Here is a 13633-nt window from a genome sequence, read left to right as displayed (position 1 = left end):
ACCCGTGGAAGGAACCACTTTTTTCAGTTCCTGCAAGCGGGCGGCTTTACCGGAGAGTTTGGTCAAGTAGTTAAGCTTGGCTCTTCTGACCTTGCCGACTTTGAGTACTTCAATGCTGTCCACGCGGGGGGAGTGAATCGGGAAAATGCGTTCCACCCCTACGCCAAACGAAATTTTGCGTACGGTGAACGTTTCGCTGATTCCGCTTCCTCTGCGGGCGATGACTACGCCGTCAAAAGCTTGGAGTCTTTCGTTGTCGCCTTCGACTACTTTGACTTTGACTCTGACGGTGTCGCCGGCTTTGAAAACCGGAATATTGGTTTTGAGATTGTGTTTAATTTCGTTGATATTCATAAAACTTACTTCCTCCGAATCTTTTTCTTTTGGACCTTTTTTGACTTTTGAGAGGCGTTTTCAAGCAAATCGGGTCTTAACTGTTTGGTTAATGCTAAAGCTTGTTCGTGTTTCCACGCTTCTATTTCTTTATGGTTTCCGTTCAAAAGCACCGCCGGCACTTTCCGCCCGCGCCATACTTCCGGCCGCGTATATTGCGGAGCTTCCAGCAAATGCCCTTCAAACGACTCCGAAGACGTTACGCCTTCTTTCTTGAAAGTGCCCGGACGCAAACGGGTAATGGCGTCTATCATTACGCAGGCCGCAAGTTCGCCGCCGGTAAGAATAAAATCGCCCAACGATACTTCCAAATCCACCTCGGGATAAATCCTTGCGTCTATCCCTTCGTAATGCCCGCACACAAAAATCAGGTGGCGCTTTTTGGCCAGTTTTTTAGCCAGTTCCTGGTTAAACACTTGGCCGCGCGGGCTGGTTAATATGACGTACGATCCTTTCTTGCGCAGCTTGGAAATAGCCTGGTAAAGCGGTTCGGCTTTCATCAGCATTCCCGGGCCGCCGCCGTAGGGACGGTCATCAATGGTTTTATGCTTGTCCTCGGCAAATTCGCGAGGGCTGAGCGTTCCCAATTTGATTATCCCCGCTTTTCGCGCCCGCCCCACAATGCTGTGGGAGAGCGTATGGTCTATCATTTCTTCAAAAGCGGTGATAACGTCTATTTTCATTAATCTTCCAACTTTAAGGTAACTTTTTTGTCCTGTTTGGCGGCCGCGGCACTTAACACCGTGCGTACTGCCTTAATAATACAGCCGTCTTTCCCAATCACTTTACCTTTGTCGGCGGCGTCCACCTTGGTGGACAGATAAACTTTATTCTGCTCTACTCTTTCTTCCACTACCACATTTTCGGGAGCGGAGGAAAGCGATTTTAAAAGCAGCGTGGCAAGTTCTTTCATAAACGCCCCGCAGACTTATTTGGCGCTGGCTTTTTTGATCAAGCTGGCGACGGTTTCAGAAGGCTTGGCGCCTACTTTCATCCAATATTCCACTCTGGGCATATTCAATTTTACTTGTTCGGCCACATTCGGGTTGCAGGGGTGATACTGGCCCAACACTTCTTTGGCTTCCTTGCCCACCGCGGCGGATTTTTCAATCGCTACCACTCTGTATTGGGGCTGGGATTTTTTGCCCACTCTTTGTAATCTGATAACTACTGCCATTATGACTCTCCTTGTATGCTTTTACCCTTACCGGTAAAAGACTGATAATTAAATGTCCGGGGCCGCCTGTCTGATTTGCTTGAGGGCCAATACAGGGTCCGCGGCTTTAAAAATTGCACTGCCGGCCACCAGCGCATCGGCCCCGGCCTGTACGGCCAAGGGGGCGGTTTGCGGGTTGATGCCGCCGTCCACTTCCAGCCAAATGTTCCGGCCGGAGCGCACGATTAAATCGCGTACCCGCTTGATTTGGCCTTCGCTTTCCGGCAGAAAAATCTGCCCGCCGAAGCCCGGGTACACGCTCATTACTAAAATTAAATCCAATCCGTCCAACAACGGCTCCAAAACGCCCGGATCCGTATTGGGTTTGATGGAAACGCCTGCTTTGATGCCCAGCTTTTTAATCACTTCCAGCACCGCCGGGATTTCGTCTTTTGCTTCAATGTGCACGGTCAGCAAGTCGGCCCCGGCGTTTGCAAAAGGCTCCACAAAAAGCATCGGTTCTTCCACCATCAAATGTACGTCTAACGGTAAATCGGTTTTCCCTTTCAAAGAACTGACAACGGACGGCCCAAAACTTAAGTTCGGCACAAAATGCCCGTCCATCACGTCTATATGCAGCCAGTCGGCGCCGGCTTTTTGCACCTTCTGGACTTCTTCGCCCAGCCGCCACAAGTCGGCCGACAAGATAGAAGGCGCAACAGATATTTTACCATTTGCGGCAGGCATTTTGGAAGGGGTCATCATTCCACTTCCCGTTCGCGCACTAAAATACCGTCTACAAACACCCGTACGGCGGCGCGGTCTGTATAGGGGATTTCCAAGTCAATCTTGGAGCCGGGCTGCTTGGTTTCGTTCATAATTTCCATTTCGCCCGTGGCGTCTTCCACCACTACGCGCACGCGGCTGGCATTTTTGCCTTGCGGCATTTCGTAGTGCAGATGATAGCTCTTTTCATTATCTGCCGTTTCGCGGCGGCTGACGATTACTTCTAAATTGGTTCCGGGTGCGATTTGGCTGTCCGCCTCCGGGCGCTGCTCCGCAATCGTTCCGTTGGGGAAGACGGAGTTGGCGTCTTCTTTAATGATTAAATTAATGTTCTGCGAGCTGGCCCACAAGGTGGCTTCGGCCAGTTTTTTGCTTTTGAAATTGGGCACCAGCACCACGCTGGCGGGCGGAGCGCCGTTGGAAAGGACGAGGGATACTTTTTCGCCTTTTTGCACCATGCTGTCGGGCTTGGGGTTTTGCGCCACGATGAGGCCTTTTTCATAGGTCAGCGAGTAGGCGTTGTCCACTTTGTCCACCAACAGGCCCGCTTGGCGCACGGCCAGTTGGGCGCTTCTTAAATCGGAGCCCACGGTGTTGGGCACAAAGACCATTTCGTCCCCTTGGCTGATCCACACGCGGATGACGCGCCCTTCCCGCACGGTAGACCCGGCGGACGGAATTTGGCGCAAAATGGAACCGGGCGGTACATCTTGGGCAAACTCCACCCCGGCTTGTTTCATGGCCAAATTGTTGGTGGCCAGCATATTTAACGCTTGGGTAATGGATTTTTTTGTAATGTCCGGCACGGAAACTTCTTTGCGGGTGTGCACCAGCGCGCCGAAGACCCAGTCTATGGATACAAAAATAAGCGCGGCAAAAAACAAAACGATTAAGCCCACCACCACCCACTTGGTGCGGGAAGAGGATTTGGCTTTGTTTAAAAAGTCTTCAAAATTTTGGTCGTTGTTAGCAGGCATTATTCTTTAAACGCTCCGTCGCCCGGTTTTAATCCGCGGCCGTTGGCAAAAGCCTCGGCCGCCATCGGCTTTTTACCGGCGGGGTGTACTTCGTTAAACCATATACTTCCTTCTTTACATTTTACTAAAATTCCGCGGTTTCTTTCAATGCAAAGCACCGTGCCGGGATCGGCCGTTTGCGGGGCAGGCGAAGAGGAAATTTCCGTTTTTACGAGCTGCAGCCATTCCGTCTTGCCGTTGTGGGTAAACGGAACTTTGGGTTTGGGGCCGCAGGCCAGGCCGCGCACGCGGTTGTGCAGGGATTGGGCGGAAAGCTCCGCGGGGCGGAGCAGGGCGTCTTCCTTTTGCAGCATGGGCGCCAAGGTCGGCTCGCCTTGTTGCGGGGTTTGAACCAGATGGCCTTGGGCAATTTGTTCCAGTGCCGTTTGCAGGCCCGAAAGCCCCAGCGGGATTAATTTTTCAAACAGGGTTTGCGCGTTATCCTGCGGCAGGATGGCGATTTCTTTTTGCAGAAAGAGGGGGCCGTCGTCCATGCCGGGGCGGATCCAAAAAATGGAAATGCCCGTTTGGGTATATCCTTGAATCAGCGCCTGCTGCACGGGGGCCGCGCCGCGCAGGTGCGGCAAAAGGGAAAAGTGAACATTTAAAATGCCCAGTTTGGGAAGAGCCAAAAAGTCGGGCCGGAAAATTTTTCCGTATGCTACGGCCAACCCCAAATCAAAAGGGAGGGCGGCAATTTGAGAAAAAGCGTCTTTCAGTTTTTCGGGAGACAGTACCGGCAGGCCCAGTTCCAGGGCGCGTTTCTTGACGGGACAGGGCGAAATTTCCATTCCGCGGCCGCGGGGTTTGTCGGCCTGGGTAACGACGAGCTGAACATCCGTCAGCTGATGAAATAAATCTAAATACGGAACCGAAAGAGCGGGCGTTCCAAAAAAAATGGTTTTCAGTTTGTTCATATACTAATATTAACAAATTTGGTTTTGGCCTAGGGGATAGAGAAACCGGCCCGGGCCCTGCCGGTTCCGAGGATTGCGGCATGTAAGGCAGAAAAAGAAAGCCCCCAACAGTTATTTTAGGATCCTATACATAAGGCCGTTTTTGCAAACAGGCGGTTGGCGGTTTTTAAAAAAGAACCCCATCCACAGAGAACGGGGGCGTTGGGTTGCCGGCATGCAGAGAAATAAAGCAATTTCGTATTAAAAGGCGCCAATGGCTTTCATAATGGCAATCATCCCTTCCGCGGCGACATCATTTATGATTTTTCCGTCTTCATTAAAATAGTAAAAATTCATAAAACGGGCGGAGAAGGTTTTGTGCGTGGGTTTGATTCCCAGAAATTCACCGTCGTGCGTGCCGGTGCACATCCAGCTTACGGCCACGATATTTTTTTCTGCCACCATTTCTTCCGCCTTCCATTGTACGTTGGAAAAACCGGAACGTAAAAAATGAACGACGGACAAATAGCCTTCTCCGCCAATCAGCGGCGTCGGAGAAACCGGCGTAATAAATTGGGCGTTTGCGCTGATTAATTCGTTAGCCAAATTTAAATCGGCCGTATTAATCATTGTTTCAAATTTTTTCATTGCATTTTTATTCTGCTCCGTATTCATATGAAGACTCCTGTTTCGGGGGCACCAAGCCCCCAAGTGTGATACTGCAAAGGCCCCGTAAACGTTTCGCCCTCTATGGGGCGTTCTGGCGGTGCGGATTTACCTCAAAAAGAGCAATGCCGTTTTGTATTCTTATACGCCTGTTTATCGGAACGGCTCCGTTCACGATTTTTTGGAGAATGACCGGAGGTGTTTTTTAACATCTTTTCTAACGTATGATCCAGCCGTTCGATTTGGCCTGCCGTAAAATTTTGATACAGCATTTGGTTTAATTCTTTGGATATTTCGTCAAATACGGCTTTAAATTTTATTCCTTTTTCCGATAAGCTGATATAGGTAATTCGGCTGTCTGCTGGGCTTTTTTCTCTTTTTAGAAAATCCATTTTTTCCAGTTTATTGACTAACACCGTCACCGTTGCTTTGGTTCTGAAAATTTTGGCGGCAATCTCTTGCATCGTAATTTTTTTATATTTGTACAACAGTATTAAAATATCCCCGTGAGAGGGCGCCAGCTGGCCATAATGGCGTTCTCGTAGTTTGGCTGTAATAAATGAATTGCCCGCATTGGAAATTTTTGACAGAAGGGAGAGCGTTCGTTGCATAGGTATATTTTAGTTAGATATCTAACTATTGTCAATGGCTTTATCTTGTGTATTTGTGCCGTTTTATGCATAAAAAGCCCCGCGCGGAGGCGGGGCTTTAAATCTACGGAGAGGGAGGGATTTGAACCCTCGAAACCTTGCGGTTTACAGGTTTTCGAGACCTGCTGTTTCAACCACTCACACACCTCTCCAGCTTGCGCCTTTGCCGAGTGGCTGGCCTGCGGCGCTTATTTATTATACAAAACTTCTTTTTCTCTTGTCTGGCAAACACCGTGCGGCAGGCGCAGGCTTAGCGGGCGTCGGGCGTTTTTGTTTCCAGCTGGTTTAAAAAAGCAAGGGCCTCTTCTTCCATCCATTCGGGGTTGTGGTGCGCGCCCAAAGACGGGAAAAACTTTCGGGTGCCGGCGGGCGCTTTGACCGCCAAGGCGCGGCTCATAGTCCAAGGAATGGTTCTGTCCATTTGCGAGGCCCCGATCAGCAGGGGGGCGCGAACGTTTTCTATCATTTGGGTGTTGTTAAAATCTTTATTCCACAGAATCGGTTTTAAAAAGAGCGGGAGAATCGTGGCGGCCGGGGTTTCGTCATACTTTTGCGCAAGCATATAAAACCCCATCTCCGTGATATTAGTAAAGGGGCTTTGCAAAATCACCCCTAAAAAAGGCAGTTTGTTGTAGTGGGCGGCCACATATAAGGCAGGGGAAGCCCCCAGCGCCACGCCCCACAGCACGATGTCTTTCGGATGCACGTTTTGCTTAAGCGTCAAATAAAACAAGGCGGATTCGGCATCCTCGTACATATGCGTTTCGGTGGCTCTGCCGGCGCTTTTGCCGTAACCGCGGTAGTCAAAAATAAACAGGCCATAGCCTTTTTGCGTATACGGCAGGGCAAAGTCCTGAAAACTATATATATTGTATTTGTTGCCGTGAAAAAACAGCAGCGTCGGCTTGCCCGGATCGGCCTTGTGGTAAAGGGCATATAAGGGGGTTTCGTCTTTTGCGGGGAACGAAACTTCCTCAAACGGCGTCTGCAGGGAATAAATTTGGCGGGAAGGTTCAAAAATAAAATGATCGGTGGCCCGGTCAAAAAATACTGCCCAGGCGGCAATTAACAAAAGTAGCAGAAAGAAAGGAAGAAGTTTACGCATATGCAAGCAGCCTCTGTTTAGTTATAGTAACAAAAAAACGCCGGTTACGAAAGATTTTTAAGAAAAGCATCTGCCGCGTCGGCGGCCCAGTCAAATTCGTCGTGCCCGCCGTGTTCAGACAGGAATCGTTTGGTATGCGGAATATAATCTGCCAGGTGCGCGCTCATTTTCCAGGGAATAGTGGCGTCTGCACGGCTCATGCACACAAGAGCAGGCAGTTTGATTTGCCCGGCCGGAAGCGTGTTCTCAAAACGGTTGAACCAAAGAAACGGCGTAACGAACACTTTGGTGGCGCGGTAGAAGAAAGAAGCCGGCTCGTAAACGTGTTTCCACAGGCAGACGGCCATATCCGGCGTACTTAAAAAAGGGCTTTGCAAAATGAGTGCCTTAAAAGGCAATTTCCCCAGCGTTTGGGCCGCAAACAGGGCCGGCGCATTCCCCAGCGAATGGCCGTAGAGCACAATTTCCTGCGGACGGATATGCAGGGTATTCATCAGATAGCGCGCGGCGGCCAAGGCGTCTTCAAACATATGTTTTTGGGAAGGGCGCCCCTTGGACAGGCCAAACCCGCGGTAGTCAAACATAAAAATGCCGTAGCCTTTGGAAGCATATACCTGGGCGAATTTTTCAAAATGCGAAACGTTGCCGCCCCGTCCGTGGAAAAAAAGCAACGTGGGGCGGCCCGCTTGTGCGGGCAGATACACGCCGGTAACAGGGGTGCCGTCCGGCGCGTCAAACGCGGCATTTTGAAAAGGAAGCGTCAGCGGCCAGCGCTTTTTTTGCGGGCGGAACACGATATGGGCCCCCAACCGGGAAAGGCCATACCACACCCCTGCCAATACGGCGAAAAGAAGTACCCAAATCATACCTATATTATAGCTTTTCCACGCCCCGGAAGGCATTTGGTATAATGAACATATGACTAAAAAACAAGGGGCTTTGAACGCCCTTTCAACCGATTTGGTTGCTGTAGTTCCCGCCTGGGTGGGCCCGCTGTGCGGGCTGACGGGGGCGGCGCTTTTTTTGGCGGGCACGGTATGCTTTGTGGCGTACAACTGGGCCGCGTGGGGAGTGCTTTCTAAATTCGCGCTGCCGCTTGTCGGGCTGCTGGTCTGTGCGGCGGGGGCGTATTTCGCCGGGTTGCAACATAACGCCGGCAAAGTGCTCAGCTTTGCGTGCGGCCTGTTTGTGGGGCTGTTTTGGGTTGTGTACGGACAGGTGTATCAGACGGGGGCCTTTGTATATGAGTTTTGCCTGGCCTGGGCCGTCAGTCTGTTGCCGCTTGCTGTGCTGGCGGGGAACCGCTGGCTGTGGCTGTTGTGGGCGGCGGCGTGTAACGGGTATATCCTCTCGCGCTGGAGCTTGTGGATGACGTCCGAGTATATGTGGATCTTAATTTTATTTAATACGCTTTGCTTTGCCGCCAGCGAGTGGGCCGCGCGGCGCCGCGGAGAAAGCGGTTGGTTTTCACTCTTCTTTTTGGCGGCGGCGCTGTGGTTTAGCCTGCTTGACGGCCTGGGGAGCGGGTGGATGTTGCACTTTTGGAGCAGTCTGGGGCTGATGGCGCTTTTGGGTTTGTATGCGTGGCGTTTTGGCCGCGGGGCGGCGCAGCTTGGGTTTTGCGCGCTGGCGTTGGACGTGTTGCTGGCGGAGGAGGTCATTTCTTCGTTAAATCTGGGGGACGGTATTTTGACGGTGCTGGTGGTAATGGCGCTGTTTATCGGCAGCGGATGGGCGGTATATGCCCTCACCCGCGGGGAGGTGCGCTGTGACTAATACGGAAACGAAACTTCCTTTTATGGTGTCGGCCTTGGTGGCCGTCGGGGCGTGGCTGTCCTGCTTGATTGGGATTTTGCTGATGGGTTGGCCCTCCTTTTTGCGTGCGGGGGTGTGGATTCTCCTGCTGGCGGTGGTGTGGACGTATGCGGCCGGGCGCACGCGCGGCGTGGCCGGGGCGTTTTGGACGCAGGCGGCGCTGGCGTTTTCGCTTTGCGGGAAAGGAATGGTTATTTTTGGGCTGGTCATGCTGTGGCACTTAAGCGCCGGGCAGGCGTTCTGGCTGGTGTTGGGAATCACACTGGCGGGGTACCCGGTTTTTACGCAAAAAATAGATCGCGCCGTGATGAGCTTTGCCAGTGCGATGGCTCTTTTAATATGGGTGTTCCAAGCGCGCACCGTAACGTGGCCGTGGCTGGAAAGCTTTAGCGTGCTGCTTTTTGTGGGGGCGTATTTATTGTTTTTCGTTCCCGGTGAAAAAGTGCGCCCGGTGGCGTGGGGGTTGCTGCCGGCGTGTCTGGCGGCGTTTGGACTTGCGTGGATGGGCGGAAATGTGGCGACGCTTCCGTTTAATACGCTTTTTTTGGCCCTGTGTTTGTGCGGCGTGTATGCGTGGCGCGCGGGGAAGGATTTTAATGTCTGGCTGGCGGTGCTGATGGTGGTGCTTGCTTATTTGACAAACGTCGGTACGGTAATGGGCGGGGCGCTGTTGGCATTGGCGTTTAGCCGGAACCGGCTGAGCTTAAAAATAGCCGGGGTGGCGGTGTTTGCGCTGTCGCTCGTGTGGTTGTACTATCATATGCACACGACGCTGTTGGTAAAGAGTTTCTACCTGTGGGTGGCGGGAATTATCCTGCTTTCGGTGTACGCCTGGCAGAGAAGAAGGGGGGCTTATGCGCGGTAAAATCTTTTTGGCGGCGGCAGGGGTGCTGGCCGTTTTGCTGGGCGGCTACGCGTGGCGTACGCAGACCGCGCGGCAACAGGCGCCCGCCGTGTATTTTAAAATGGCGCCCGTGGATCCGCGGGCGATGTTAAGCGGGGATTATATGGAGCTTTTTTACGATTTGGAAAGATCCCCGGAGAATTGGAAAAACGGTCAAGCCGTTGTGTTCTACGCGGCGGAAAACGGCGTAGTGCAAACTGCCCCGACGGAGCGGGAAGTAAAGGTTTTCCCTTTTGAAAAACGCCTGCGCCTGCCGCACCAATTTTATTTTCAGGAAGGCACCGGCACAAAATACGAAGGGGCGGCCTATGCCAAAATGCGCCAGCTGCCGGGCGGACGGTTTTTAATAGAAGCGTTGACGGACGAAAAATTTAACGAAATTCACTAGAGGTTATTATGAGCGAAACTTGCAACCACGATTGCAGCTCCTGCAGTGCCAACTGCTCCAGCCGCAACCCGGGCGAAATGCCCAAAGACAAACCCCACTTGAGAAGCCGCATCAAACACGTCATCGGCGTGGTAAGCGGCAAAGGCGGGGTGGGAAAATCTTTTGTAACCAGCCTGCTGGCGGTGGAAATGACGCGCCGCGGCTATTCGTGCGGCATTTTGGACGCCGACATTACCGGCCCGTCCATCCCCAAAATGTTCGGCATGCACGAGCGCGCCACCGGCGACCAAGACGGTATTTACCCCGTCAAAAGCCAGCAGGGCATACAGGTAATGTCTTTAAACCTGCTGTTGGAAAAAGAGACCGATCCCGTCATTTGGCGCGGCGCCTTGATTACCGGGACGGTGCGCCAATTTTGGACGGACGTGGTGTGGGAGGACGTGGACTATTTGTTTATTGATATGCCGCCCGGCACCGGGGACGTAACGCTGACGGTATTCCAATCGCTGCCGGTGGACGGAATTGTGATTGTGTCCTCCCCACAGGAGCTGGTGCAGATGATTGTGGGCAAAGCGGTGAAAATGGCTCAAATGATGAAGGTGCCGGTGTTGGGCCTGGTGGAAAACATGAGCTACTTAAAATGCCCGGACTGCGGAAAAGAAATTGAGGTGTTTGGCAAAAGCCGTGCGGAAGAAATGGGAAAAGAATTTAACATTTCTCCCGTTATGCGCTTGCCGCTTAATCCGGCGGTGGCGCAGGCGGCGGACGAAGGACGCATCGAATTTGTGCGCGAGGACGCCGTTGGCCCGCTGTTAGATAAGCTGGCCGCACTGTAAGACCTATTTTTGACATGGGCCTATTAGCCTTTCGTTCTGGGGCTAATGGCCCTTGTTTGTATGGGCGGGATATAGCATAATAAAAATAAGTTTACCCATAGAGAGGAAGAAGCATGAAACGGATTTTGAGCTTATTAACCGGTGTTTTGATATGCCTGCCCGCCGCCGCGCAGCTGCCGACGAAGGCGGTAACAGGGGCGGTAAAAGCGTTGGAAGGCGGCGCTAAAAAACTGCCCGCTTCCGCCCGCTTGACCGCCAGGGGGCTGCGCCCGTTGCCGGTTGCAAAAGCGGCGGTTCCCCCGGTGGGTGTTTCGGCGGGGCAGCCGCTGGTAGACGTAACGGCTTTAGAACAAAAAGTAGCACAGCAGGTTTCGTTGAAAGTCGGATTGGAGTCGCCTGCCGCGTGGGTGCGCCGCAAAGCCGCGGCAAAACAAGTGCCGGACGGAATTTTGCAGGCCTTGTTTGCGGTGCCTTCCCAGCAGGAACGGACGGCCCTGCTGCAAAATGAATTTTTAACGCTTACCCTGCAGCGCGGGGTTTCGCCTTCTGCCCAGCAGGCCGCGCAGGCGCTGGAAGCGTACCGGCGGGATTTAATTGCCCACCCCAAGGGATTTTCCGGTATTAAAAATTTGACCGCCGCCAATGACGCCGTGCTCGAAAGCGCGGGCGGGTTGCTGGCGGATATGGCCGGAATCGGATTTTATGGAACGGCGCAGGACGCCGCCCTGTTGGTAAACGCGTATCAAACGGCCGCTTCTTCCGAGTTGGAACCCGTCGTCTTTACGGCGGCCGCCCGGGCGTTGCTTCGGCTGCGGGCGTATGGCGAGTTGGAGCAAGTAATGGCTTTGGCTCAGCCGTCTGCCGCGCGGAGCGCGGCGGAGACGTTTATCCGGAAGCATCACCTCCCCGTATCCGTACCGCCAAAACCTGCCGCGGCACAGGCACAGCGCGATTGGAACAAGCTGGCGGAGCCTTTGGGCCGCGCAAGCCGTTTGAATCGGCTGCAGTTGGATTTGTCGGAACGGGCAACCGAAACATGGATGAAAATGACGGTGCGCCTCTTGCCGCAGGAAACGAAGGCGGCTGCCCGGCCGACGGTTTTACAACAGCCCATTTCCCTGCATATAGCGCCTTCTTTGCAGGCGCAGCAACTGCCGGGGGTGTCCTCTCCCGCGCCGCAAGAAAGGGCCTCTTATGGATTTTTCCAGCGCTCTCAGCCTTCGTCCGGCGGGGTTCTCTATTCCGGCCTGCCCGTTATGGATTGGCTGGGCAAGGCTAAAAAGTGGTTTTCTCCCGCCAAACAAACCCCGCAGCAGCCGGCGGCGGCTGCGTCGTCGGATGAATACAATCCGGTCGTGCCTGTGCTGAGGCATACGCCGCGCACGGGGTTGATGAGCAACCAATATCCTTCCGGATTAAAGGACGAAGAAAGCATCATCCGCGATTGGCTGGAATACTTTAAAAACGGCTATTTCCGCCCGCGCAATCAGGTGGAAGCAATTGAAGGAATGTCCGCCGCCAAAGCCAATAACGTGATGGAGTATTTGTATTATATGCCGCTGGAAGAAGCGGAGAAAGTCATTTTAAATCCCATCCGCGAAACGGGCCGCCTGCCGGATTTTATGTATGACGACCGTTTAATCGCCGGCACCAAACGATTGCCGGCCGGGTATTATAAAAATAAGTTTAATGAAAACGTAACGCGGTTTGTGGAATTGGCCGAAGAAGACGGCTCCATCTATACCCATAATGTGGAGTTAAAAGATTTGGCCACCTCTATGGCGGATTACAGCTTTAAACAGGGCTTTCGCTACACCAACGACCCACAGATGACGGCCGGCCTGCGCCATAACTGGAAAGAGCTGGTGGCGGAAATCCGCAAGCCGGGCTTGCGGGCAGACCGGGATTTGATTAACGCCCTGTGGCGAAAACCCGTGAAATTGGACGGCGGGAAAACCGTCAGCTTAAAAGAGTATTTTACCCAAACCCGCCCGACGGCTTTCTTTAAAGAGGGCCGCATGCCGGAGTTCTTTTTAAACAGCAACAAGTGGGTGGCCTGGGAAAACGAACGGCGCAACCTGGCGGCGGCGGAGTATATTGACCAAAGCACGCCGGATCATCTTTCGTGGCTGGAGCGCGTGCAGAATTGGTTTGTGTTAGGCAAAACTTCTTCCTATTTAACGTTGGAGCAGTTTGGCAACATTATGGCTTCCCAATATCGCAAGTCGTTCGGTGCCGCCGTGCGCACCAACGAACAGGAATACACCCATGGCGTCGTGCTGGAAGACGCGACCCCGTCGTCTATGACGGTGAAAATCAATAACTTTGACAAGGTGGGCGGCGTGTGCCAAATGTCCTTTTCCGAAGGCGGCTATATGGGCCGCGTGAAGCCGGGGTATGACGGGACTTCCACGGTCAGCCGGTTTGATTTTATCCGGTTTCCGAAAGTGCCGGTGGTTACGTTTGACTTCGGCACGCTCAAGCCGCATATTGTTACCTTGGAATCCGTTCCGTATCTGCGGGATTTAAAAGAACCGGATTTGGATCAGGTGCGCGCAAGCACCATGGTGGGCGACGGGTTGGATCCCACCCGTGACCTGCTGGGCGTGCGCGAGGCGGAAGCCGCATTGTTCAAAATTCCCCACTTAAAAGCCACCCTCTATCCGCGGGCGCGGCTGGAAGGATACGACCAGGCCAAGCCCAAATACTTGGACGGCGGCGGCCTGGCGGGGTATTTGACGTTGTTTACGCCGGATTTTTATCCGATTAAAAAAATCAAACGCCTGCGCTTTAAAGGGCTGAAACCTTATATTGAAACGCAGTATTTTATCCGCCGGGAAGTAGCGGCGTTGGCGGGGCTGATTCACCGCGACCGCCTGACGTTTACCGAGCAGGTGCAAGACCGGATTGTGCCGGACAAGGCGGCCCCCGCCCGCCCGGACGATTCCCAAAAATAGACGTTCCTTTTCTTTCTCCCCGCCTAATAATCAGGCGGGGATTTTTTATTCTCCCTTTTTTTTAA

15 protein-coding genes, 1 tRNA gene and 1 pseudogene are annotated in these 13633 nt (G+C 53.1%); 5 read left to right on the top strand and 12 right to left on the bottom strand.

The window, feature by feature from the left end; translation table 11 throughout:
* Window positions 1-18 precede the first annotated feature (18 nt).
* From rplS to B5F75_RS00235, 12 genes and pseudogenes are all read right to left on the bottom strand, one after another.
* Window positions 19-354 (bottom strand): annotated as a pseudogene (rplS, locus tag B5F75_RS00290) (50S ribosomal protein L19); the annotation flags it as partial.
* 5 nt (window positions 355-359) lie between these two features.
* Complete coding sequence (trmD, locus tag B5F75_RS00285) at window positions 360-1076, bottom strand: tRNA (guanosine(37)-N1)-methyltransferase TrmD (RefSeq protein WP_087286211.1); 717 nt, start codon at window positions 1074-1076, stop codon at window positions 360-362.
* Window positions 1076-1306 carry a KH domain-containing protein gene (locus tag B5F75_RS00280; protein WP_087286208.1) on the bottom strand — a complete coding sequence of 77 codons (231 nt, stop codon included), beginning with the start codon at window positions 1304-1306 and terminating at the stop codon, window positions 1076-1078. Before B5F75_RS00280 ends, trmD begins: the two co-directional genes overlap by 1 nt.
* Window positions 1307-1321: 15 nt before the next feature.
* Entirely contained in the window at window positions 1322-1570 is a 249-nt protein-coding gene (rpsP, locus tag B5F75_RS00275) for a 30S ribosomal protein S16 (RefSeq protein WP_087286205.1), read from the bottom strand.
* A 48-nt stretch (window positions 1571-1618) separates the two neighbouring features.
* Complete coding sequence (rpe, locus tag B5F75_RS00270; RefSeq protein WP_204201183.1) at window positions 1619-2314, bottom strand: ribulose-phosphate 3-epimerase; 696 nt, start codon at window positions 2312-2314, stop codon at window positions 1619-1621.
* A complete protein-coding gene (locus tag B5F75_RS00265) occupies window positions 2311-3312 on the bottom strand; it encodes a PASTA domain-containing protein (protein WP_087286203.1) in 1002 nt (333 codons plus the stop codon). The genes rpe and B5F75_RS00265 overlap by 4 nt, the downstream gene beginning before the upstream one ends.
* Window positions 3312-4268, bottom strand: a complete 957-nt coding sequence (gene fmt / locus B5F75_RS00260; RefSeq protein WP_087286201.1) for a methionyl-tRNA formyltransferase — start codon at window positions 4266-4268, stop codon at window positions 3312-3314. The genes B5F75_RS00265 and fmt overlap by 1 nt, the downstream gene beginning before the upstream one ends.
* Before the next feature lie 240 nt (window positions 4269-4508).
* Window positions 4509-4922, bottom strand: a complete 414-nt coding sequence (locus B5F75_RS00255; protein ID WP_087286198.1) for an ester cyclase — start codon at window positions 4920-4922, stop codon at window positions 4509-4511.
* Between the two features lie 104 nt (window positions 4923-5026).
* A complete protein-coding gene (locus B5F75_RS00250; RefSeq protein ID WP_087286197.1) occupies window positions 5027-5524 on the bottom strand; it encodes a MarR family winged helix-turn-helix transcriptional regulator in 498 nt (165 codons plus the stop codon).
* Window positions 5525-5630: 106 nt separating this feature from the next.
* Window positions 5631-5715 (bottom strand) — tRNA-Ser (locus tag B5F75_RS00245).
* A 98-nt stretch (window positions 5716-5813) separates the two neighbouring features.
* Window positions 5814-6668, bottom strand: a complete 855-nt coding sequence (locus B5F75_RS00240) for an alpha/beta hydrolase (RefSeq protein WP_087286195.1) — start codon at window positions 6666-6668, stop codon at window positions 5814-5816.
* A 44-nt stretch (window positions 6669-6712) separates the two neighbouring features.
* The gene (locus tag B5F75_RS00235) at window positions 6713-7534 is read right to left on the bottom strand and encodes an alpha/beta hydrolase (protein ID WP_158093725.1); all 822 of its coding nucleotides are present in this window, start codon (window positions 7532-7534) and stop codon (window positions 6713-6715) included.
* Between the two features lie 52 nt (window positions 7535-7586).
* On the opposite strand from B5F75_RS00235, the gene B5F75_RS00230 reads away from it, so the two are divergent.
* From B5F75_RS00230 to B5F75_RS00210, 5 genes are all read left to right on the top strand, one after another.
* Window positions 7587-8444, top strand: a complete 858-nt coding sequence (locus B5F75_RS00230; RefSeq protein WP_087286191.1) for a DUF2157 domain-containing protein — start codon at window positions 7587-7589, stop codon at window positions 8442-8444.
* Window positions 8437-9348 carry a DUF4401 domain-containing protein gene (locus tag B5F75_RS00225; protein ID WP_158093724.1) on the top strand — a complete coding sequence of 304 codons (912 nt, stop codon included), beginning with the start codon at window positions 8437-8439 and terminating at the stop codon, window positions 9346-9348. Before B5F75_RS00230 ends, B5F75_RS00225 begins: the two co-directional genes overlap by 8 nt.
* A complete protein-coding gene (locus tag B5F75_RS00220) occupies window positions 9338-9775 on the top strand; it encodes a GDYXXLXY domain-containing protein (protein WP_087286187.1) in 438 nt (145 codons plus the stop codon). The genes B5F75_RS00225 and B5F75_RS00220 overlap by 11 nt, the downstream gene beginning before the upstream one ends.
* An 8-nt stretch (window positions 9776-9783) precedes the next feature.
* Complete coding sequence (locus tag B5F75_RS00215; protein ID WP_087286186.1) at window positions 9784-10611, top strand: Mrp/NBP35 family ATP-binding protein; 828 nt, start codon at window positions 9784-9786, stop codon at window positions 10609-10611.
* A 113-nt stretch (window positions 10612-10724) separates the two neighbouring features.
* The gene (locus B5F75_RS00210) at window positions 10725-13568 is read left to right on the top strand and encodes a hypothetical protein (protein ID WP_087286184.1); all 2844 of its coding nucleotides are present in this window, start codon (window positions 10725-10727) and stop codon (window positions 13566-13568) included.
* Window positions 13569-13633: the final 65 nt, after the last annotated feature.

It is taken from the genome of Elusimicrobium sp. An273 (assembly GCF_002159705.1).
Lineage (GTDB): Bacteria > Elusimicrobiota > Elusimicrobia > Elusimicrobiales > Elusimicrobiaceae > Avelusimicrobium > Avelusimicrobium gallicola.
This window is presented reverse-complemented; position numbering and strand designations above follow the sequence as displayed.

Excerpts from the sequence above, each read along its gene's own strand:
- rpe (WP_204201183.1), bottom strand. The coding sequence starts at position 2,314 with ATGATGACCCCTTCCAAAATGCCTGCCGCAAATGGTAAAATATCTGTT.
- B5F75_RS00265 (WP_087286203.1), bottom strand. The coding sequence starts at position 3,312 with ATGCCTGCTAACAACGACCAAAATTTTGAAGACTTTTTAAACAAAGCC.
- B5F75_RS00220 (WP_087286187.1), top strand. The coding sequence starts at position 9,338 with ATGCGCGGTAAAATCTTTTTGGCGGCGGCAGGGGTGCTGGCCGTTTTG.
- B5F75_RS00230 (WP_087286191.1), top strand. The coding sequence starts at position 7,587 with ATGACTAAAAAACAAGGGGCTTTGAACGCCCTTTCAACCGATTTGGTT.
- trmD (WP_087286211.1), bottom strand. The coding sequence starts at position 1,076 with ATGAAAATAGACGTTATCACCGCTTTTGAAGAAATGATAGACCATACG.
- B5F75_RS00250 (WP_087286197.1), bottom strand. The coding sequence starts at position 5,524 with ATGCAACGAACGCTCTCCCTTCTGTCAAAAATTTCCAATGCGGGCAAT.
- B5F75_RS00210 (WP_087286184.1), top strand. The coding sequence starts at position 10,725 with ATGAAACGGATTTTGAGCTTATTAACCGGTGTTTTGATATGCCTGCCC.
- B5F75_RS00240 (WP_087286195.1), bottom strand. The coding sequence starts at position 6,668 with ATGCGTAAACTTCTTCCTTTCTTTCTGCTACTTTTGTTAATTGCCGCC.
- B5F75_RS00235 (WP_158093725.1), bottom strand. The coding sequence starts at position 7,534 with ATGATTTGGGTACTTCTTTTCGCCGTATTGGCAGGGGTGTGGTATGGC.
- B5F75_RS00215 (WP_087286186.1), top strand. The coding sequence starts at position 9,784 with ATGAGCGAAACTTGCAACCACGATTGCAGCTCCTGCAGTGCCAACTGC.
- B5F75_RS00255 (WP_087286198.1), bottom strand. The coding sequence starts at position 4,922 with ATGAATACGGAGCAGAATAAAAATGCAATGAAAAAATTTGAAACAATG.
- rpsP (WP_087286205.1), bottom strand. The coding sequence starts at position 1,570 with ATGGCAGTAGTTATCAGATTACAAAGAGTGGGCAAAAAATCCCAGCCC.
- B5F75_RS00280 (WP_087286208.1), bottom strand. The coding sequence starts at position 1,306 with ATGAAAGAACTTGCCACGCTGCTTTTAAAATCGCTTTCCTCCGCTCCC.
- fmt (WP_087286201.1), bottom strand. The coding sequence starts at position 4,268 with ATGAACAAACTGAAAACCATTTTTTTTGGAACGCCCGCTCTTTCGGTT.